Origin of the sequence: Cryobacterium serini (genome assembly GCF_004404025.1) — a bacterium.
Classification (GTDB): Bacteria; Actinomycetota; Actinomycetes; order Actinomycetales; family Microbacteriaceae; genus Cryobacterium; species Cryobacterium serini.
The window spans coordinates 1-18692 of the sequence record NZ_SOHN01000013.1 but is presented as its reverse complement, the minus strand read 5'-3'; the positions used below and the strand labels follow the sequence as shown (position 1 = coordinate 18692).

The window sequence follows — 18692 nt, the reverse complement described above, 5'->3', positions numbered from 1 at the left end:
CGTCCACTGGGCGGCCTGAGTTGTTTAAGTGCGCGATTTCGGGCTGGGTGCATAGAGCAGGCGCAGGCCGATCGATGAGCGGATGGGGTCGCGCTGGCCGCCGGAGTGCACGATGAAATCCCCGTCGACGGTGAGCTGGCTCGCGTGACAGCGCAGGGCGGCGACGACTGGGCCCAGCTGTGAGTCGAGTTCGAACCATTCCGCATCCGCTTCGGGGCTGTGGATGATCTCGGCGTAGGGGATCGCAAGGCTGCGGCTGGCGGAGAGGGCGGCGTCGTGCACGCGCACGTGGTCCGGATGCCCGTAACCGCCGGTGCGGTCGTAGCTGATGACAAGGCTCGGATGCACGTGCTGGAGAACGGCGACGAGGTCGGCCGTGACCTCGTCGAGCGGCGCGCGGGCGAACGCATCCGCTTGGGAGTCGGGTGCCGGACCGGCCACACCGGGGCGAATCCATTCCATACCCGAGTCGCGGTAACGGCGTTCGGGCAGCCCGGAAGCTCGGGCAGGGGCCTCGCCGAGCCAGAATCCCTCGTTGATGCCGAGTATGCGGGCAGCGCGCTGGAGTTCGTGCTCGCGCTCCTGGGCCAAGGCAGCGGTTTCGGCGAGCGCCGAGAGCGGCCCGGCGACGACTTCTCCACGCTCACCGCGGGTGGCTGTGACGAGAGTGATGCGGATGCCGCGGCTCGCGAGCTCAGCGATCAGCCCGCCGGTTCCGATGGTCTCGTCGTCGGGGTGCGCGTGCACGAACAGCACCGACGTGACGGAATCCAGAATGCTCATCGTGCTCGGGAGCGGCCAGCGATAGGTGCCAACTGCGCGGGGACAGCGGATGCGGGAGCCATTCGTCGAGCCTATCGCGGGCGGCCCGGTCTCACCCGATCGCGGTGGCGGGACGGCCGTGCGTGCAGCGCCGAGCGCTCCCACTGGCCCGACTCAAGGGGCCGCAGGTGTCGTCTCGAGAAACGCGGCGGGCGGCATGCTGCGGTCGACGAGGTCGTCGTGGTGGATGGCATCGACGAGGGTGTGCAGCGGCTCGCCGCTTCCGCCCCACTGCAGCGAAATGATTTCGGCGGCGATCGAGACCGCCGTCTCCTCCGGCGTGCGTGAGCCGAGGTCGAGGCCGATCGGGCTGCGCAGGCGGTTTAGCTCGGCGTCGGTCACCCCCACCGCCCGCAGGCGCGCCAGCCGGTCGAGGTGGGTGCGGCGGGACCCCATCGCGCCGATATACGCGACCGGAGGGCCGTGCAGGGCAGCTTCCAGCAGGGGAACATCGAATTTGGGGTCGTGGGTGAGCACGCAGATCACCGTGCGGGGGTCGATAAACCCGCCAGCGATCTGCTCGCGCAGGTAGCGGTCGGGCCGGCTCACCACGACCTCGTCGACACCCGGAAACCGGGCCGCGGTCGCGAAGACGCCGCGCGCGTCACAGACCGTGACCCGGTACCCGAGAAAGGTGCCGAGTCGGGCCAGGGCGGTGGCGAAGTCGATCGCGCCGAACACCAGCAGACGCGGCCTCGGCGCGTAGCTCGCGAAGAACACCCGCATTCCCTCGCCTCGCCGCTCCCCGTCAGGGCCATAGGTGAGGATGGTGTTGCGTCCGGCGGCGAGCAAGCCCTGGGTGTCGTCGCCGATGGCGTGGTTGGCATGCTCCGAGCCGAGATCGCCTTCGAAACCGTTCGGCCGCACCACGAGGTGGCGGCCGAGCCAGGCAGCATCCGGGTGCTCGATCACCGTGGCGACGCCGACCGGTCGGCCGGCGTCCACGTCGTCGTGCACGCTCTCAAGCAGCGCGAAAGTGGCCCGCGAGACGGGTTCAACGAAGACGTCGAGGATGCCGCCGCAGGTGAGCCCGACGGCAAAGGCGTCATCGTCGCTGATGCCGTAACGCACGAGCAGAGGCACACCGTCCTGGGCTACCTGAGTGGCCAGTTCATAGACAGCGCCTTCGACGCAGCCGCCCGAGACCGATCCGGCTACGGTGCCGTCGGCGCTGACCAGCATCGAAGCACCCGCCGGGCGTGGCGCGGACTGGAAGGTGCGCACGACCGTGGCCAAGCCGGCGGTGGCACCGCTCTCCCAGCCAGTGAAGAGGGTGTCCAAAACTTCGCGCATATCGGTGTTCCTTCTCTTAGCGTGGCGCTAGTGGCCGGACGCGCGGCGACCAATTCGGTATGCGATGAACGCTACCGTGGCCAGCAGGCCCAAAAGTTTCACCGGGTCGGCCAGTTGGTCGGTAATGACGCCCTTGACCAGGCTCACAGCGTCGAGGCTCGGCGCTGCGGCAGCCGCTGACCGACGCGGCGTGACCCGGTGCTCGCTGGCGGGTGCGACGCGGGGAGGCACCGGGCGCGGCGGCAGGCCGGGCCGCTCCGGGGCATCCGCTTGAATGTCGGGAAGACGGTCGGCGGCGGGGGCGTACCCCGGCGGAATGTCGGTCACGTCGGTAACCGCCCGCGGAGCTGCCTGGGCGAGGGTGGTCGGGTCTTCGACATGGTCGCCGACGGGCGTCGCAGCGGCAGCGTCGTCGTCGCCTTCGATGAGGTCTTGAAGGTTGCCAGCGAACAGCCCCATCATCTGCTCGGTGACGCTGCTGATGACGCCTTTGCCCATGGCTGCCGCCTTGCCCGAGAGCGACATGTCGGCGCTGACCGTGCCCTGGGTGACGCCGTCGGTTTCGACCAGTACGAGTGTGACTGTGGCCTGGGCGGTGCCCTGGCCGCGGGTTTCCTGCGCTTTGCCGGAAAACACGGCCCGGTGTCCTGCGGCGTCGCGCTCGTCGACGTTCATCTGGCCACGGTATTGCATGGTCACCGGGCCGAGTTTGACCTTCATTCCGACCTGGTAGTTGTCGTCGGAAAGTTTGTTCAGAATCTGCGCACCGGGCACGCAGCCGGCGACGCGTTCGAAGTCCATCAGGGTGTTCCACACCGTATCGACGGGAGCGATGACGGTGAAAGTACTGTCGAGTTGCATCAGGGTGTCCTCTGCTGGATGGTTACGGATGGTCGATTGGCTGCCGACACGTCGCCGCGAATCGCCGCCGCCACCTCGGCGAGGGCAGCGTAGCTGTGCCCGCTGACGAAGGCGTCGCAGTAGGGCAGGGCGGCGGCCATACCGCCGACGAGTGGCCGGTAGGACGCTGCGGCCTTGCGCGGATTCACCCAGACGATGCGGTGCGCCAGTCGGCGAAGGCGCGCCATCTGGGCGTCGACGTCGGCGGGGTCGTCCTGCGCCCAGCCATCGGAAAACACCACGATCACGGAGCCGCGAGCCAGGCCGCGCCGCCCAAAGTCATCGATGAATCGACGGATGCTGGCGGCCAGTCGGGTGCCGCCGGCCCAGTCGGTCGCGGTGGCTGCCGCCTGCGCGAGTGCCTGGTCGGGGTCGCGCAGGGTGAGCTGGCGGGTCAACCGGGTGAGGTGGGTCGAGAACACGAACGCTTCGGCCCGCGCGCCGGAGGCCGCGCCCTGTAACAGCGACAGAAAAACCCGGGTGTAGGGCTCCATCGAACCGGAGACGTCGCAGAGCAGCACGAGTCGGCGCGGCCTCGGGCGGCGCCGGGCGTAGTGGAGGGTGATCGGATCTCCGCCGGTGCGGTGCGCGGCCCGCACGGTGCGGGCTGGATCGAGCCGGTCGCGACTGTGCGGCGACGGATGCGTGCGGCGGCTCAGCCGCGTTGGCGTCGCCAGCACGATGCGGGCCACGAGCTGGCGCAACCGGGCGAGTTCCTCGGGGTCGAGGTCGGCGAACGCCGTCTCGTGCAGGTGTTCGTCGCGGGACGCCAGGGCGAGGATCGCGTCACGCTCCGGGCGGTCGGTCTCTTCATCGGCCGAGTCGGCGCCGGGCAGCGGGGCAGTCGGGCGATCGGGCTGCGGTTCCGGCGCGCCGGCCGGCCGGTTGGTCGAGGGGGCGGCTTTCGTGCGTGTCTCCGCCCCGATTGCCGGCGGAGCGTTCGGATCACCGCGACTCTCGGCCGGGTCGAGTCGGCCGTCGAACACGGCGCTGAACACCGCGTCGAAGCGGGCGAGGTGCTGTTGCCGGGAGACGAATACGATGCGGCAGGCCCAGTAGAGGGCTGCCCGGTCGGTCGGCGGGACCAGCCGCAGTGCTTCGGCCAGCCGGGCCGCGCGGTCGGGCGACACCGGCAGCCCAGCCCGGTACAGGGCCGTGCTGAATCCGGCGGCGAGGGCGGCCGCTTCGATCCGTGGCTGAAGATCGCGGTCAGCCACGCGCGGCCTCCGCCACCCAGGCGCCGCCGCGGGCGGCCGCCAAATCAAGGTCGTCCCGATTCTTCAGAACCGAGCCCCAAGTTTGCTCTACCGCGCGGCCGCTCAGCTGCTCGATACCGAGCACTCCGAGGGCGCTGACCCAGTCGATGGCTTCGGCGATACCGGGCGGCTTCACCAGGTCGAGCGAGCGCAACCGGGTGATCGCGGCCGCAGCCTCGGTGGCAAGGTCCTGCGAACTGCTCGGCACCCGACGTCGCACGATCTGGGCGATCCGCTCCGGCCCCGGGTAGTCGATCCAGTGATACAGGCAGCGCCGGGTGAGGGCGTCGTGCAGGTCGCGGGTGCGATTGCTCGTGAGAATCACGATCGGCGGATGCGTCGCCTGTATCGTTCCCAGCTCCGGAATGGTGACGGCCGCCTCGGCGAGCAGCTCAAAGGTGAACGCTTCGAACTCGGCGTCGGCCCGATCAATCTCGTCGAGGAGCAGCACGGCCGGCCGTGGCCCGGCATGTTCGATTGCTTGCAATAAAGGGCGACGCAGCAGGTAGTCGCGGCTGAACAAATCGGTTTCGGCCAGTTCGACCCCGCGTGCCTCAGCCACACGGATGCCGAGCAGCTGTCGCGGGTAATCCCATTCGTAGAGCGCTTCACCAGCGGAGATTCCCTCGTAGCACTGCAGGCGAAACAGTTCGGTGTGCAGCAGTCGGGCGAGCGCCTTGGCGATCTCGGTCTTGCCGACCCCCGGCTCGCCCTCAAGCAGCAGCGGCTGTTGCATGCGCACGGCCAAAAACACGGCCGTGGCGAGCCCATCGTCGGCCAGATAATCCTCGGCATCCAGGTCGCGTTGCAACGCGGCAACTGAGGGCAACAACTTTGCTACGCCCTCCGTAGTCATCGCTCGCCCCATGCCGAGGCAAGCGACGCCCTAGCGCGCTGTCGCATACCGCTCCGGATTTGCCAGAAACGCTGTGCGGCAACCCCGCGCACAGAAATACACGGATTCGCCGTCCAACTCCACCTGCAGCGACGAGGGCAGCGCTGCCACCGTCATGCCGCAGACTGGGTCGATGGCCGCGCCGGCGATCTCCGCGTTCGACTCGGCGGTGCTCGCCGCGGCCGACGCCTCGGCGGCCGCATCGACACCCGCAGCAAACGGATGCCCGTGCCCGGCCCGCTCCTGCACCAGCTGCGCGAAGATCGACACCGCGATCTCCCCGGGTGTGTGCGCCCCGAGGTCGAGGCCCGCAGGACTGAACACCCGTGCGCGCTGCTCGGGGGACACGTCGAGCGACGCCAGTACCGCTGCACCGCGCCGGGGACTGGCCACGAGCGCGACATAGGGAACCCCGGCTGCGAGAGCGGCGAGCAAGGCCGGTTCCTCGTCCCGTCCGTGCGACGCAACGATCAGGGCGGCGTCGCCAGCCTCGGGGACGGCGGAGGCGCCATCCGCCTGCACGAGGTCGAAGCCCACGAGCGGAGCCAGGGCGGCGAGCGCCTCGGCGTCGGGTGTCGACCCGACCAAAATCAGGCGCGGCAGCGGAATACGCGGTTCGAGGAAGATCTCGATTGCCCCGCCGCTGACACAGGGATTGGAAACCTCGACCGCGCCGTCCTGCACGGTGCTCGACGGTACACCGGCCACGACTTTGAGCAGCAGCGGCTGGCGACTTTCGAGTACCTGCAGGCTGTACAGGCGAACGGATGCCTCCACGCACGTTCCCCCGACGAAACCGCTGATCTCGCCGGTGGCTCGCACGAGAGCCGTATCGCCGGCGTGCGCACTCGTTGGGCGCACCGCGCGCACGACGGTCGCATGCACGAACGGTTCGCGGCGTGCCTCGAGCTCGCGCACCAGCACGGATTGCAGCACGGGCACGCTATACCGGCGGTCTCGTGCGGCCCTGCATGGCTTCCCACACGCGGGCGGGCGTGCAGGGCATGTCCATGTGCACGACGCCAAACGGGGCAAGAGCGTCGACGACGGCGTTGACGACGGCGGGGGGAGAACCAACCGTGGCCGATTCGCCGATGCCTTTCGCGCCGATCGGGTGGTGCGGCGACGGGGTCACGGTGAAGCCGGTCTCCCAGTCGGGCACTTCCATGGCCGTGGGGATGAGGTAGTCCATGAACGAGCCGCCGAGGCAGTTTCCCTCGGCGTCGAATTCGATGAATTCCATCAGTGCCATACCGACTCCATCGGTGAGACCGCCGTGAATCTGACCCTCGATGATCATCGGGTTGATGCGGGTGCCGCAGTCATCGACGGCGATGAAGCGGCGTACCTTGACGTGACCGGTGCCCGGGTCGACGTCGACGACGCAGATGTAGGCGCCGAAGGGAAAAGTGAGATTAGGCGGATCGTAGGTGACCTCGGCGTCGAGGTTGCCCTCAATGCCCTCTGGCAGTGCGACCGTGCCATGGGCGCCCATCGCGATCTCGGCAATGGTCTTACCGACACTCGGGTCGCCCTTGACGAACCAGCGGCCCTTCTCCCACTCGAGGTCTTCGGGCCGGGTCTCGAGCATGGCAGCGGCGATGAACCGGGCCTTCTCCCGCACCTTGCGGGCCACGAGGGCCACGGCGGCGCCGCTGACCGGAGTGGACCGGCTGCCATAGGTGCCGAGGCCGAACGGGGTCTGGTCGGTGTCGCCGTGCACGACATCGATGTCTTCCGGCGGGATGCCGATCTCTTCCGCCACGATCTGGGCAAACGTCGTCTCGTGACCCTGACCCTGGCTCTGCACCGAGATGCGCACGACCGCCTTACCGGTGGGGTGGATGCGCAGTTCGGCGCCGTCCGCCATGCCGAGGCCGAGAATGTCCATGTCTTTGCGCGGCCCTGCACCGACCGTCTCGGTGAAGAAGGAGATGCCGATGCCCATCAATTCGCCGCGTGCCCGTTTCTCTTTCTGCTCGCGGCGCAGTTCGTCGTAGCCGGCCATCTTCATCGACAGCCTCATCGTGGGCTCGTAGTCCCCGGAGTCGTATTCCCAGCCGGTCTTGTTGGCGTAGGGAAATTGCTCGGGTTTGATGAAGTTTTTCAGGCGCAACTCGGCTGGATCCATGTCGAGCTTGCGGGCCAGGATGTCGACCATCCGCTCGACCAGGTAGACCGCCTCGGTGACCCGGAACGAGCAGGCATAGGCCACGCCGCCCGGGGCCTTGTTGGTGTACACGCCGGTGACGGTGCAGTGCGCGGCGGCCAGGTCGTAACTACCGGTGAAGATATGAAAGAACCCGGCCGGATACTTGGTCGGCTGGGCGGTGGCGTTGAACGCGCCGTGGTCGGCGAGCACGTTGGTGCGGAGGGCCAGGATCTTGCCGTCCTTGGTCGCCGCGATCTCGCCCTGCATGATGTAGTCGCGGGCGAACGAGGTGCTCATGAGGTTCTCGGAACGGTCCTCGACCCATTTCACCGGTTTGCCGGTGACGATGGAGCCGACCACGGCGAGGATATAGCCCGGGTAAATGCCGACCTTGTTACCGAAACCGCCGCCGATATCGGGGGAGACCACCCGAATCTTATGCTCGGGAATTCCGGAGACCATCGCGAACAGGGTGCGATGGGCGTGGGGCGCCTGCGTCGTTTCGTACAGGGTGAGGCGGCCGTCGATGGGGTCGAAGTCGGCCACGGCGCCGCATGTTTCCATTGGTGCCGGGTGCACGCGCGGGTAGACGATTTCCTGAGACACAACGACGTCGGCGCTCGCGAAGACGGCATCCGTTTCAGCCTTGTCGCCGGCTTCCCAGTCGAAGATATGGTTGTCGGTGCGGCCCGCAAGGTCGTCGCGAATGACGGGAGCGCCCGGGTCCATGGCCTTGCGGGCGTCGACGACGGGCGGTAAAACGTCGTACTCGACCTGAATCAGTTCGAGGGCGTCACGGGCGGCGTAGCGGTCTTCAGCGACGACGAACGCAACCTCCTGGCCCTGGAAGCGCACCTTGTCGGTGACCAGCACGGCCTGCACGTCCATCGAGAGGGTGGGCGCCCAGGCGAGGCCGAGGGCCTGGAGGTCAGCGCCGGTGATGACGGCGAGCACCTTGGGGTGCGCGAGTGCTTCGGTGGTGTCGATCGACACCAGTCGGGCATGGGCGACGGGAGCGCGCAGGATGGCACCGTGCAGCATGCCGGGCAGCACGATGTCGTCGACGTAGTGGCCCTTGCCGCGAACGAAGCGTGGGTCTTCCTTGCGCTGCATGCGGCCGTGGCCGATCGGTCGATCGTGGCCGCCGGCCGCCGGGTTCGTCGGGCGGTCCTCCAAAATGGTCATGCGCGCACTTCCTCTTCCGCGGTGTCAGCGGCACTCATCGGATGTTCGGCGGCCCACTGGATGGACCGCACGATGGTGGCGTAGCCGGTGCAGCGGCAGATCTGGCCTGAGATGGCCTCGCGAATCTCCAGCGGTTCCGGGTGCGGGTTGTGGTCGAGCAGGGCGCGGGCGGTGAGCATCATGCCGGGGGTGCAGAAGCCGCACTGCAGGCCGTGCTCCTCCATGAAGCCCTGCTGCACGGGGTCGAGGGTGGCGCCGTTGGCCAGTCCCTCGACGGTCGTGATGGCGTGGCCGTCGGCCATGGCGGCGAGCACGGTGCACGATTTCACCGGCTGGCCGTCCATCAGCACGACGCAGGTGCCGCAGTTGCTGGTATCGCAACCCCAGTGGGTTCCGGTGAGCCGCAGGTCGTCACGGATGAAGTGCACGAGCAGCACGCGCGGTTCAATCTCGCGGGTGACGTCGGTGCCATTGATGGTCAGGTTGATCTGCATGAGGGCTCAACTCCTAAATCGTGATCTCTGAGACGGATGCCGCGGCGCGTCGGCAGGCCGCCCGCAGTACCCGACGGGTGAGTTCGTCGGCAAGGTGCCGTTTGTAGTCGATCGGGCCGCGCTGGTCGGCGAGGGGGTCGCAGGCAAGTGCAGCCAGGCGCCCGGCTTCGACGAAGAGTGCTTCGGCGGGAGCCTGGCCGACGAGGGCGGCTTCGACCTCGGTTACGGTGCGGTCGAGTCCGACCGCGGTGAGGCCGACAGCGACATGGCTGATCGTGCCGTCGGACCCGAGCGTCACGCTGGCACCGGCCGCGGCGACAGCCCAGTCGCCGACGCGGCGCTCGACCTTCTCGTAGGCGCTGCCAGAGCCGGCGCGAATCGGCATGCGCACCTCGATGAGCAGTTCATTCTGGGCGACGGCGGTCTCATACGGGCCGCGGTGAAAGTCGGCCATGGACAGCATCCGCTCGCCGGCTGGCCCGCGCACGACGGCCACCGCTTCGAGGACGTGGCACACGGTCGAGAGGTCCTCTGCCGGGTCGGCCTGGCAGAGCGAGCCACCGATAGTGCCACGGTTGCGTACGATCGGGTCGGCGATGACCCGCTCGGCGTCGGTAATAATGGGAAAGAGGCGCTTGACGTCGTCGGATTCGAGCAGGGTCGTGTGCCGGGTCATGGCGCCGATACGCAATACCGGGCCGTCGACGAGCAGGTAGTCCAACTCGTAAAGGTCGTTGATGTCGATTAGCCAGTCGGGCCGGGCGAGGCGCAGCTTCATCATGGGAAGCAGGCTGTGTCCGCCGGCAACCACCCGGGATTCAGCTCCGTGTCGGTCGAGCAGGGCGAGGGCGTTATCGACCGAACTGGCGCGAACATAATCGAACGGAGCCGGAATCTGCACGGGCTTCTCCTTACGAAAGAAGGTTCCATGACACCGCGCATCGTTGCGCGGCGCTGTTGTGTGCCACAGCTTGCTCTCCGGCCCCCGAAGCTGTCAATATCAACCTAAGGGAAAGGTTATGAGCTGTGGCAATGACGCTGAATCAGCTGCGGGCCTTTGCCCTGGTGGCCCGACTCGGGTCCCTGCGCGCGGCAGCAGCAGCACTGCATATCAGCGAGCCGGCGGTGTCTTCGTCGCTCGCCGCTCTGCGCGTCGACCTCGGCGACGCTCTCTTCGTACGCGCTGGAGCCGGCATCGCGCTGACTCCGGGCGGGCGGGCGCTCGCCGATCACGCGCAGGAGATTGTGGGCCTGGCCGACCAGGTGCGCTGGGAGGTATCGCACGCACAGGAGTCCGCGGCGAACCTGCGCGTGGTGGCCACGGCGGGGTTCGCCGAGCATGCTGCCGGTCGACTGCTCGATGCCTTCACGCGCCGGGTGCCGGGCCAGGCGGGTGGCATCGACGTGGTCGTTGAGTCCGCCGATGACGTGGGGTCGCTGCTGCAGGACCACGCCTACGACGTGGCTCTCGGCGCCCGGCCTCCGCGGGGATCACAGTTGGAGGTGGTGCCATTTCTGCGCTACCAGCGGGTGCTGGTGGCTGCGCCGGAGCATCCATTTGGCCGGCGGCAGCAGTCGTTGCCGCTCGCAGCCCTGCTGGGGGAGCCGTGGTTCACCGGTCCGGCCGGGGTCGAAGAGTTCACGGCCGAGAGCGGTTGGCTGGCGGCAGCGTTTCTCGCCTCCTCGCTCGGTGTACCCGAGATCGTGCCGCTCAGCAGCGAAACGGATGCCCTCGCCGCGGTGCGCGCCGGCGAGGGGATCATGCTCGCGTTCATGCACATCGTGCGGGCCGAGGTGCTGGCAGGGTCGCTCATTGTTGTGCCGGTGCCGAACACCCCCATTGCTGGGTTGTGGTGCGCGAGCACCCTGGATCGCGGGCGGGCACCGGCCGCCGCGCGCACACTGCAACGGTTCGTCACCACCGCTGAGGCCACCGCCGCTATGCTCGCCCCCGGCGGCTCGCGCGGGGTTGCGCGGCGCGGCTCAAAGGTGCACGTGGCGCTCTGGAGCTGAATCGTCAGGGGCGGCGCGACCAGGTCTTCCAGAAAAGAGTCTCGGCATCCGCTGCCTTCTGCTGTTCCAAGGCGTGCAGGCGGCCGTAACTGAAGGTGTTCTCGCCGCGAAGGTAGGCGTCGACCCCACCGAGGCGCAGCAGGCGCTCGCGGGCGATGACGCTGTCGTGATGGTCACCGAGCATGGTCTGCAGTTTCTGGGCGAATCCGCTCACCCGCGCGGCACGCTTCGGGTTGAGCGGCTGCGCCGTCTCAGCTGCATAGCGCAGCCGCTTGGCGCGCTTGCGAGCGGCGTGCAGGGCGAGGTCACGCGCTGGCCCCGGTACGGTCGTGGCGGCCCGGCGCACAGCGCGGCGGAGCTTCTTCCACTCCTTCACGATCAGATCGGGCACGACCACGCGGGCGTCCTGGCCGGCCGCGGCGGTGAAAGGCGGCGTGGTGGCGAGAGAATCGAGTGCGTCGAGCAACCGAAAGTAGCGGTGGGAGTCAAGGGCGGTGACGAGCGAGCGCCCGGCGGTGTCGACATCCGCTTCGGAGCGAGCCTCGAGGCGCTCCCGAATCGGGCCGAGGAGCAAAACCGGGGGCTCGCGGTCGAGCAGGCCGGCAAGGCGGCGTTGCAGCACCTGTTCGTCGCGGGATCCGCCGAGCACGGCGGCGAGCCAGCCGAGTTCGGTGCGGAGATGCTGCACCACGGTCGGGTCAAGGAGGCAATGATAGGTGGCCAGTATTGACCGCAGTCGGCGGGTGGCAACGCGCATGATGTGTACGGCGCCGTCGGCGTGCTGGCGAACCTGCGGGTCGTGACGGTGTAGAACATCGATCTGCTCGCTCAGACTGGCCAGTAGAACATCACCGGCCGGGCCGCCCGGGGTGGGGCGAGGCTGCTTCGAAGCGGGTGCGGTCGGAGACCGGTCGCCGAGCGCGCGGGAGAGTTTCGAGGCGTGCCGTGACAAGAGGATGCCGCAGCTTTCGAGCACTGACTGCCCGGCGTCGAGCAGGTCCTCCGGTCCTTCGACGAGCTCGATCTCCCATTCGCGCCACGCTTTGGAGGCCGGTTCATCAATGAGGCGGTCAGCGCGCACCCGATCATCGCACAGCACGGCGAGGGTTTCGCCGCCCGCACCGATCAGAGCGTATACGACACGGGAGGTATGAAGGCGGGCAATGGGAATGAGCGGTGCGTCTCGCACATAGACCCGAACGAGTTGCGCCAGCGACTCGGGTACGACATTGGCTTCGCCCGGCACGTTCGTGCCGAGGGGCGCGTGGATCTCACAGCGACGGTTAGCGGCACCGGGCAGTTTAAGGTGCCATCCAGCGTCGTCGCCGCCGGTGCGCCGGCGCAGGGTGATGCGCGCAGCGCTGAGGGCGAGATGGTGGGTGTCGAAATAAACGGCCGCGAGATCCAAGGCCACCGGTTCCGCGATTGCCTGCACGCCGGGCAGGTCTTGCAACCGTGGCAACGGGGCCAGCTCGTCGACGTCAAACTTGCGTTCTATCTCGATACCACCGTTAGCGTCCACGATTCAGCCTAGCGCGGGCGTGCCCGGCCAGGCCGAATCGTGCTGCGTGCCAGAGGCTGGTCAGGCGTTGGCGAGCCACAGGTCAGGGCCGAAGATCTCATAGTGGATGCGGTCGGCCGGCACGCCGGACTGCAGCGCCTGGGCGCGCAGGCTGCGCATGAACGGGAGCGGACCGCAGAGGTACACCGAGGCATCCTCCGGGATCGTCACGTTCTCCAGTGACATGAAGCCCTCGTGGTGGCCCTCGCTCGGGATCTCCAGCCAGAGCTCGAGTTCGGCCGCCTCCAGCAGGGCGATGTCCTCGTTCATCTGCTCGCGCAGCGCCCAGCGTTCGAGGTTGCTTTCGGCGTGGAGCACAAGCACCTCGCGCTTCGAGCCCGTGTCCACCAGGGAACGCAGGATGGAGGCGCTGGGCGTGCAGCCGATTCCGGCCGAGGCCAGGATCAGCGGGCCGCTGCCCGCATCAAGGGTGATATCGCCGCACGGCACGGAGAGGATGAGCGTGTCGCCGACCTGCACGTCGCGGTGCAGCACGGGGGAGACCTCGCCGTCGGCGTCGAGCTTGGTGGTGAAGACCCTCGTTGTGGCCGTGCCGGCTGAGAGGGAGTACTGACGCACCTGGCGGATACCGTCGGGCATGGTGGCGGTGACGCTAATGTACTGGCCCGGCAGGGCGGGCGTCACGGGGGTGTCGTCGGCTGGTTCGAGGGTGAACGTAACGGCGTCGGTACCGGCCGCTTCCTTTTTCACGACGATCCAGGGAGCGAGCGGCTTGTCGCTGGCGAGTCCGGCGTAGAGGCCCTTCTCCATCTTGATCAGTGCGTGGGCCATCAGCCAGTAGACCTCGGTCCAGGCGGCGGCGATCTCGGCGGTGATGACGTCGCTGAGTTCATCGGCGATGCCCTCGAACAAATACTTGTAGACGATGTCGTACTGCTCGGGCTGAATGTCGAGGGAGATGTGCTTGTGGGCGATGCGGGAGAGCATGGCCTCCGGCGTGGTGTCAGGGTTCGCCACCAGATGGGTCGCGAAGACGGCGATGCTGCCGGCGAGGGCCTGCTGCTGCGTGCCGTTCTTCTGGTTGGACCGGCTGAACAGCCCATCGAACAGTTCGGGGTGGGCGGTGAGCATGCGCTTGTAGAAGTTTCTCGCGATCTGTGGCATCCGCTCGCCGACCAACGGCAGGGTGGCTTCGATGAGGGGCAGGGACTGGGCCGAAAGCATTAATACTCCTTCTATATGACCGACTCCCGTTTGTGGGCGTCTCCTACAAAAGTAGCATTTGAAATACCAATTAAACGGATGCTTTCTACAAGTCGTAGAAAGTAGGGACTTTAGTCCTGCCGCATCAATCCGAGATCGACCAGGACCGGCCCGGCCGGTTTTCCGTGCGGAAGGCTGGCGATGACGAGGTCGTCCAGCTCGCGGTAGAAGGCATCCCGGGCCCGGCGGAGGGCGCCGCGCAGGCCGCATCCGCTCAATAAAGGGCAGGGCCCGGCGGGCGAGTCGCAGGCGGCGAGGTCGGTGCGTGTGTCGAGCTGACGAAGGAGCGCCCCGACGGTGACTTCGCGGCCGAGCGGGCTGATGCGCACGCCGCCGCTCCGCCCTCGAATGGCCTCGACCAGGCCAAGCTCGCGCAGGCGCAACAGCGCCTTGCTCACATGGTTATAGGGGGTGCAGACCTCGGCGGCGACGACCCGCGAGGTGAACGTCACTTTTTCCGGCGCCGCAGAGAGCAGCATGACGACCCGCAGGCAGACGTCCGAAAAAGCGTTGATCCTCATGCTCTAACTGTAGATGCGACCGCCACCGTCGCCGAGATGAGAGAATGGGGCAGGTGAACACTGAGTCGGAGACACTGTTTGAGGTAATCCGTTTCGTAGACCTGGCCGGCGTGCTCTCCAATGCCATTCTCGGCGGGGTCGCCGCGCGCACAGCCCGACTCGACATCGTCGGTTTCGTCGTGCTCGCTATCATGAGCGGGCTCGGCGGCGGCATGATCCGGGATACCCTGCTGCAGCAGGGCAGCCCGGCGGCACTGCTCGACCCGGCCTATCTCATCTTTGCCGTCCTCGGCGGGGTCATCGCCTTCTTCGTGACTTTCAACGGTCGCTGGACCCGACGAGTGCTGTTGCTGCTTGACGCGCTCGCCGTGGGGTGCTGGGCGGCGGTGGGTGTGCAGAAAGCGCTTGATGCCGGTCTCGGCTGGCTTCCGGCCATCCTGCTCGGCATGATCACCGCGGTCGGCGGCGGTATGGTGCGCGATATCATGCTGCTCAAGGTGCCGACGATCTTCGGCGGCAATACGCTCTATGCCACGAGTGCCCTGCTGGCAAGCGTCGAGATGGTGATTCTAAGCAAGCTCGGGTTCGTAGCGGTCGGCACCGGCGTGGCCATTCTGAGCGGCGCTGCGCTCTCCCTGCTGGCCAAACGTTACGGCTGGGTTCTGCCGACCGGCTACGCGCTGCGTATTCCGAAGCCGATTCTGCTCCTGAACCCCCGGGCCTGGCGCCAGCGCCGACTCGATGCGCGCCGCGCACACAACGGCATCTTCCCTGACGATCCGGGTGCGTCGCTCTGACCGTTACGGTTTCTGTGCCAAAGCCTGCGCCGGGTTCAGTACGGCGAGCGTCGCCGCGTGCAGCAGGCCGTTGGTGGCCAGGGCGCTGCCATGCCACGGGCCGGGCTGGCCATCGACCGAGGTGAACGTGCCGCCGGCCTCCTGCACGATCGGCGCGAGAGCGGCCATGTCGTAGGGCTGCAGGTCGAATTCGCCGGCCACGTCGAGGTGGCCCTCGGCGAGCAGCATGTATGACCACATGTCGCCGTAGGCGCGGGTACGCCAGACCTGGCGGGACAACGTGACGAGCTCATCGAGGTGCCCGGCTTGATCCCACTGCTGCAGGCTGCCATAGCTGATGGATGCCTCGGCGAGGGTCTCGATGCCGGAGACGCGCAGGCGGGTGGGCGCGGCATCCGCCTGCGTTGTGTCGATTGACCAGGCGCCGCTACCCGCGGCCGCCCACCAGCGCTTGCCGAGCGCGGGGGCGCTGACCACACCGAGCACCGGAACGCCGTCGACGGCGAGGGCGATGAGGGTGGCCCAGATCGGGATGCCACGGAGAAACCCGGCCGTGCCGTCGATGGGGTCGATGATCCACTGACGCGCGGTGGACCCGGCGGTACCGAACTCTTCGCCGAGGATGCCGTCGTCGGGGCGGTGATCGGCGAGCAGGGCGCGGAGGGCACGCTCAACCGCCTGGTCGGCATCCGTTACCGGTGTGCGGTCGGGTTTGGTCGTCACGATCAAATCGAGCGCGGTGAAGCGGGCGCTAGAGATGGCGTCGGCGGCTTCGGCGAGGGCCAGGCCGAGCTGGAGGTCGTCGGACAGGGCGTAGATTCGCGGTTCGGTCACCCTCCCAAGGATAGTAATTTCGCGAGCGGATGCCGGTCACCGCCCCGTTTTCGCCTCGATTGGCATCGAGCCCTATTTGGGTGTTAGGGTTACACGTTGCCGCGGGTCGTTCCGCTGCCTCACACGCACCTCTAGCTCAATTGGCAGAGCAACTGACTCTTAATCAGTGGGTTCCCGGTTCAAGTCCGGGGGGGTGCACCACTGAAACAGCGGTATCGCACATAGTCGGATTGCCGGACATAGCAACCCTCGCAGCAACGTGTTGTCAAAACCCTCCAGAATGCTTGGGTATTTGCCGTATTCGACTATTCGACTATTTGACTATTCGCGCGCTGCGCGCTGCACCGATGCGTCATGTTCGGTGTGTGCCGCATGAAGAAGTTCCATCAGTCCAGCCTTGTCTTTGGCCAACTCCTGATATTTCGGCCGGAGTGCGCGGAGAGATTCTTCCTCCCGGGTCAGGGCCGAGTAGACGCGGATGCGTTCGGTGCGGTCCGCGGTGTAGCCGAGGTCCAAATAGTTGATCGCGTGGCGTCGGGCGTTGGCGATAATGGTCTGCGCCCGGCCGGCCGGGCTGAGCAGCGACGCGAGCACCGTGACCACGAGCACACCGATAATGACTGTCAATGAGAGACCCGTACTGATTTCGAACACCGGTACCGGTTCTCCTCCGTTGATGAATGGCAGGTTGTTCTCGTGCAGGGCGTGGAGGATGAGCTTCACGCCGATGAAGGCGAGGATCGACGCAAGACCAAAGGAGAGGTAGATGAGTCGGTCCAGCAGCCCGTCGAGCAGGAAGTACAGCTGTCGGAGCCCGAGGAGCGAGAATGCGGTCGCCGTGAACACGATATAGACGTTCTGAGTCAGTCCGAAGATGGCAGGGATCGAATCGAGAGCGAACAAAAGGTCTGTGCCCGCGATTGCGACCATGACGAGGAGCATCGGGGTCAGCGCTCGTTTGCCCTCATGCACGGTGAAGAGCTTGTCTCCGTCGTAGTCCGGACTGGTGTGAAAGATTTTGCGTGCGATTCGCACCATGAAGTTTTCAGACGATCTGGACTCTGAACTCTCCGGCTTGAGCATGTTGCCAGCAGTGAGCAGAAGGATGAGGCCGAAGAAGTAGAACACCCAGGCAAACGAATTGATCAGCGCTGCGCCCAGGAAGATGAATCCGGTACGGGCAATTAGTGAAAACGTGATGCCGAACAGCAATACCTTCTGTTGGTCTTCGCGCGGGACCCGAAAACTCGTCATGATGATGAGGAAGACAAAGAGATTGTCGACCGACAGCGCCTTTTCGGTGATGTAGCCAGCGAAATACTCCGCACCAGGGGTAGCGCCGCCCAGGAGGAGAACGCCAAACCCGAAGAGTATGGCCATTCCCACATAGAGCGATGACCAGATTGCGGCTTCTTTCAAAGTCGGAGCATGCGCCTTGCGGACATGGAAGACATAGTCGAAAGCGAGGAGAGCGACGATGGCCGCGACGGTCAAGATCCAAGTGAGGGGCGAAACATCCATTTTTGCTGCTTTCAGTCAATAAACGGGCCGCATTCTGACGTCCGGAGCGAACACGTTCTCTGCTCCAGCGGTGGTACTGAGACTACGTGAGCTCGTCGTTCAGGGCGACAGTTTAGTGAGGTCGTGTCGGGCTGTAGGCCGAAGGTGTCCCTGTCGGGACTTCGAATAAAATTGCGCACAAATATACAAGTGCATTTGAGAATTTCTCGACTCTGACTCACCGATTTGGTACAATAAGACCATGAGCCAAAGCGGCGATACTCCACAGCAGGGCGTGATTGACCGCTTCTTGGAAGGGCTGCCTGATGGGCAATTCGCGGGCCAATTGTTCGCGGACTGGTTGATGTCGGCAGAGGATCGCGCGCGAAGTGATGCCTTTCGGGCGGAGTGCCACTCGGTCTGGCAGGCCGAAGAAGAAGCCGACGCGAGAGCCGCCACTAGCCCAAATTTTTGGAACGCTGACGGCCCGCCCATCCCCGCCGACCTCGATCTGACTGAGGTGTTCGCCGCGGTGTCGCCCGAGCATCTGTTCGACGAGCCCGACCCTGATGCGTGCGACCCTGCCGCGCTTACTGAGCTGAACCCGTTCCAGCGGCGGCAGGCGCAGTTCGTCAACCGGGTGCTTTATTTCGAAAAAGTCATTGCCTGGGCGCAAGCGAGCAAAGCCGAGGTCCTCGCCGACGCGTGGAACTACACTTCCAGNGGCTGGGCCGCAACACGAGCACGATTGGGACGCCACGTTCGCCGCCCAGCAGGGCTTGGTCGCGGAGGTGGCGTGTGCGCTGCGCATCCCGGCCGGCACCGCGTCCGGTCTCCTGCAGGAGAGCCGGGTGTTGGTCGAGTCCCGCCCGCAGACCCTCGATGCGCTGCGCACCGGGGACATTTCCCTGCGGCATGCGCGGCGGGTGCTCGACCAGCTCGACTCCGTGCCTCCGCCCGCCCGGGCCGAGCTGGAAGCGGTGCTGCTGCCGCACGCTCGCAGGCTCACTCCGGCGCAGTTCGACGGCAAGGCCCGCAAGCTGCGGGAACGGTTCCATCCCGATAGCATCACCGGTCGCCGCACCAAGTGCCTGGCCGACCGCAAGGTTATGTTCTTTCCGGACAAAGACGGCATGGCCACGCTGTGGCTGCGCGCTGCCGGTGACGACCTGCACGGCATCTACACCCGCGTCACCGACGCCGCCATTAGCCTGCAGGGCCCCGACGAGCCCCGCACGCTCAGCC

The 18692-nt window shown here is 66.6% G+C and carries 18 protein-coding genes and 1 tRNA gene; 4 read left to right on the top strand and 15 right to left on the bottom strand.

The genetic code is table 11. The features are described from left to right. Window positions 1–24: 24 nt before the first annotated feature. The 9 genes from E3T51_RS10945 to E3T51_RS10905 form a co-directional block, all read right to left on the bottom strand. Window positions 25–783 carry a PIG-L deacetylase family protein gene (locus E3T51_RS10945; RefSeq protein ID WP_134529871.1) on the bottom strand — a complete coding sequence of 253 codons (759 nt, stop codon included), beginning with the start codon at window positions 781–783 and terminating at the stop codon, window positions 25–27. Between the two features lie 153 nt (window positions 784–936). After that, on the bottom strand, window positions 937–2115 hold the full coding sequence (locus E3T51_RS10940; RefSeq protein ID WP_134529870.1) for an XdhC family protein: 1179 nt from the start codon (window positions 2113–2115) through the stop codon (window positions 937–939). A gap of 27 nt (window positions 2116–2142) precedes the next feature. Next, a complete protein-coding gene (locus tag E3T51_RS10935; RefSeq protein ID WP_134529869.1) occupies window positions 2143–2976 on the bottom strand; it encodes an SRPBCC family protein in 834 nt (277 codons plus the stop codon). Further along, window positions 2976–4232 carry a vWA domain-containing protein gene (locus tag E3T51_RS10930; protein ID WP_134529868.1) on the bottom strand — a complete coding sequence of 419 codons (1257 nt, stop codon included), beginning with the start codon at window positions 4230–4232 and terminating at the stop codon, window positions 2976–2978. The genes E3T51_RS10935 and E3T51_RS10930 overlap by 1 nt, the downstream gene beginning before the upstream one ends. Further along, window positions 4225–5127, bottom strand: a complete 903-nt coding sequence (locus E3T51_RS10925) for an AAA family ATPase (protein WP_134529867.1) — start codon at window positions 5125–5127, stop codon at window positions 4225–4227. Before E3T51_RS10925 ends, E3T51_RS10930 begins: the two co-directional genes overlap by 8 nt. A gap of 30 nt (window positions 5128–5157) precedes the next feature. Further along, the gene (locus E3T51_RS10920; RefSeq protein ID WP_241989277.1) at window positions 5158–6102 is read right to left on the bottom strand and encodes an XdhC family protein; all 945 of its coding nucleotides are present in this window, start codon (window positions 6100–6102) and stop codon (window positions 5158–5160) included. A 7-nt stretch (window positions 6103–6109) separates the two neighbouring features. Beyond that, the gene (locus E3T51_RS10915) at window positions 6110–8503 is read right to left on the bottom strand and encodes an aerobic carbon-monoxide dehydrogenase large subunit (RefSeq protein WP_104192885.1); all 2394 of its coding nucleotides are present in this window, start codon (window positions 8501–8503) and stop codon (window positions 6110–6112) included. Then, complete coding sequence (locus tag E3T51_RS10910) at window positions 8500–8997, bottom strand: (2Fe-2S)-binding protein (protein ID WP_134529865.1); 498 nt, start codon at window positions 8995–8997, stop codon at window positions 8500–8502. Before E3T51_RS10910 ends, E3T51_RS10915 begins: the two co-directional genes overlap by 4 nt. Before the next feature lie 13 nt (window positions 8998–9010). Further along, a complete protein-coding gene (locus E3T51_RS10905) occupies window positions 9011–9898 on the bottom strand; it encodes an FAD binding domain-containing protein (RefSeq protein ID WP_134529864.1) in 888 nt (295 codons plus the stop codon). Between the two features lie 131 nt (window positions 9899–10029). Here E3T51_RS10905 and E3T51_RS10900 point away from each other — a divergent pair, with 131 nt between their 5' ends. Beyond that, the gene (locus E3T51_RS10900; protein ID WP_134529863.1) at window positions 10030–11010 is read left to right on the top strand and encodes a LysR family transcriptional regulator; all 981 of its coding nucleotides are present in this window, start codon (window positions 10030–10032) and stop codon (window positions 11008–11010) included. Window positions 11011–11014: 4 nt separating this feature from the next. Here E3T51_RS10900 and E3T51_RS10895 read toward each other — a convergent pair whose 3' ends face one another. The 3 genes from E3T51_RS10895 to E3T51_RS10885 all read right to left on the bottom strand — a co-directional run bounded on the left by E3T51_RS10895 (window position 11015) and on the right by E3T51_RS10885 (window position 14316). Continuing rightward, window positions 11015–12532, bottom strand: coding sequence for a CYTH and CHAD domain-containing protein (locus E3T51_RS10895; protein ID WP_134529862.1), 1518 nt, complete (start codon window positions 12530–12532; stop codon window positions 11015–11017). A gap of 60 nt (window positions 12533–12592) precedes the next feature. Further along, window positions 12593–13756 carry a globin domain-containing protein gene (locus tag E3T51_RS10890; protein ID WP_134529861.1) on the bottom strand — a complete coding sequence of 388 codons (1164 nt, stop codon included), beginning with the start codon at window positions 13754–13756 and terminating at the stop codon, window positions 12593–12595. Between the two features lie 110 nt (window positions 13757–13866). Then, a complete protein-coding gene (locus tag E3T51_RS10885) occupies window positions 13867–14316 on the bottom strand; it encodes an RrF2 family transcriptional regulator (protein ID WP_134529860.1) in 450 nt (149 codons plus the stop codon). A 53-nt stretch (window positions 14317–14369) separates the two neighbouring features. Here E3T51_RS10885 and E3T51_RS10880 point away from each other — a divergent pair, with 53 nt between their 5' ends. Then, window positions 14370–15113: a trimeric intracellular cation channel family protein gene (locus E3T51_RS10880; protein ID WP_134529859.1), complete on the top strand. Its 744-nt coding sequence runs from the start codon at window positions 14370–14372 to the stop codon at window positions 15111–15113. 3 nt (window positions 15114–15116) lie between these two features. Here the strand turns inward: E3T51_RS10880 and E3T51_RS10875 are convergent, their stop codons facing one another. Beyond that, window positions 15117–15947: an inositol monophosphatase family protein gene (locus tag E3T51_RS10875; RefSeq protein ID WP_134529858.1), complete on the bottom strand. Its 831-nt coding sequence runs from the start codon at window positions 15945–15947 to the stop codon at window positions 15117–15119. A 125-nt stretch (window positions 15948–16072) separates the two neighbouring features. On the opposite strand from E3T51_RS10875, the gene E3T51_RS10870 reads away from it, so the two are divergent. After that, window positions 16073–16148 (top strand) — tRNA-Lys (locus tag E3T51_RS10870). Between the two features lie 120 nt (window positions 16149–16268). Here E3T51_RS10870 and E3T51_RS10865 read toward each other — a convergent pair. Together E3T51_RS10865 and E3T51_RS10860 are read right to left on the bottom strand one after the other, a co-directional pair. Further along, the gene (locus E3T51_RS10865; RefSeq protein ID WP_134529857.1) at window positions 16269–17468 is read right to left on the bottom strand and encodes a TerC family protein; all 1200 of its coding nucleotides are present in this window, start codon (window positions 17466–17468) and stop codon (window positions 16269–16271) included. Window positions 17469–17685: 217 nt separating this feature from the next. Beyond that, window positions 17686–18123 (bottom strand): hypothetical protein, encoded by a 438-nt coding sequence (locus tag E3T51_RS10860; protein ID WP_134529856.1) that lies wholly within the window; start codon window positions 18121–18123, stop codon window positions 17686–17688. A 115-nt stretch (window positions 18124–18238) separates the two neighbouring features. Here E3T51_RS10860 and E3T51_RS10855 point away from each other — a divergent pair. Beyond that, window positions 18239–18692, top strand: a 454-nt coding sequence (locus E3T51_RS10855; RefSeq protein ID WP_134529855.1) for a DUF222 domain-containing protein, incomplete at its 3' end; no start/stop codon positions are given.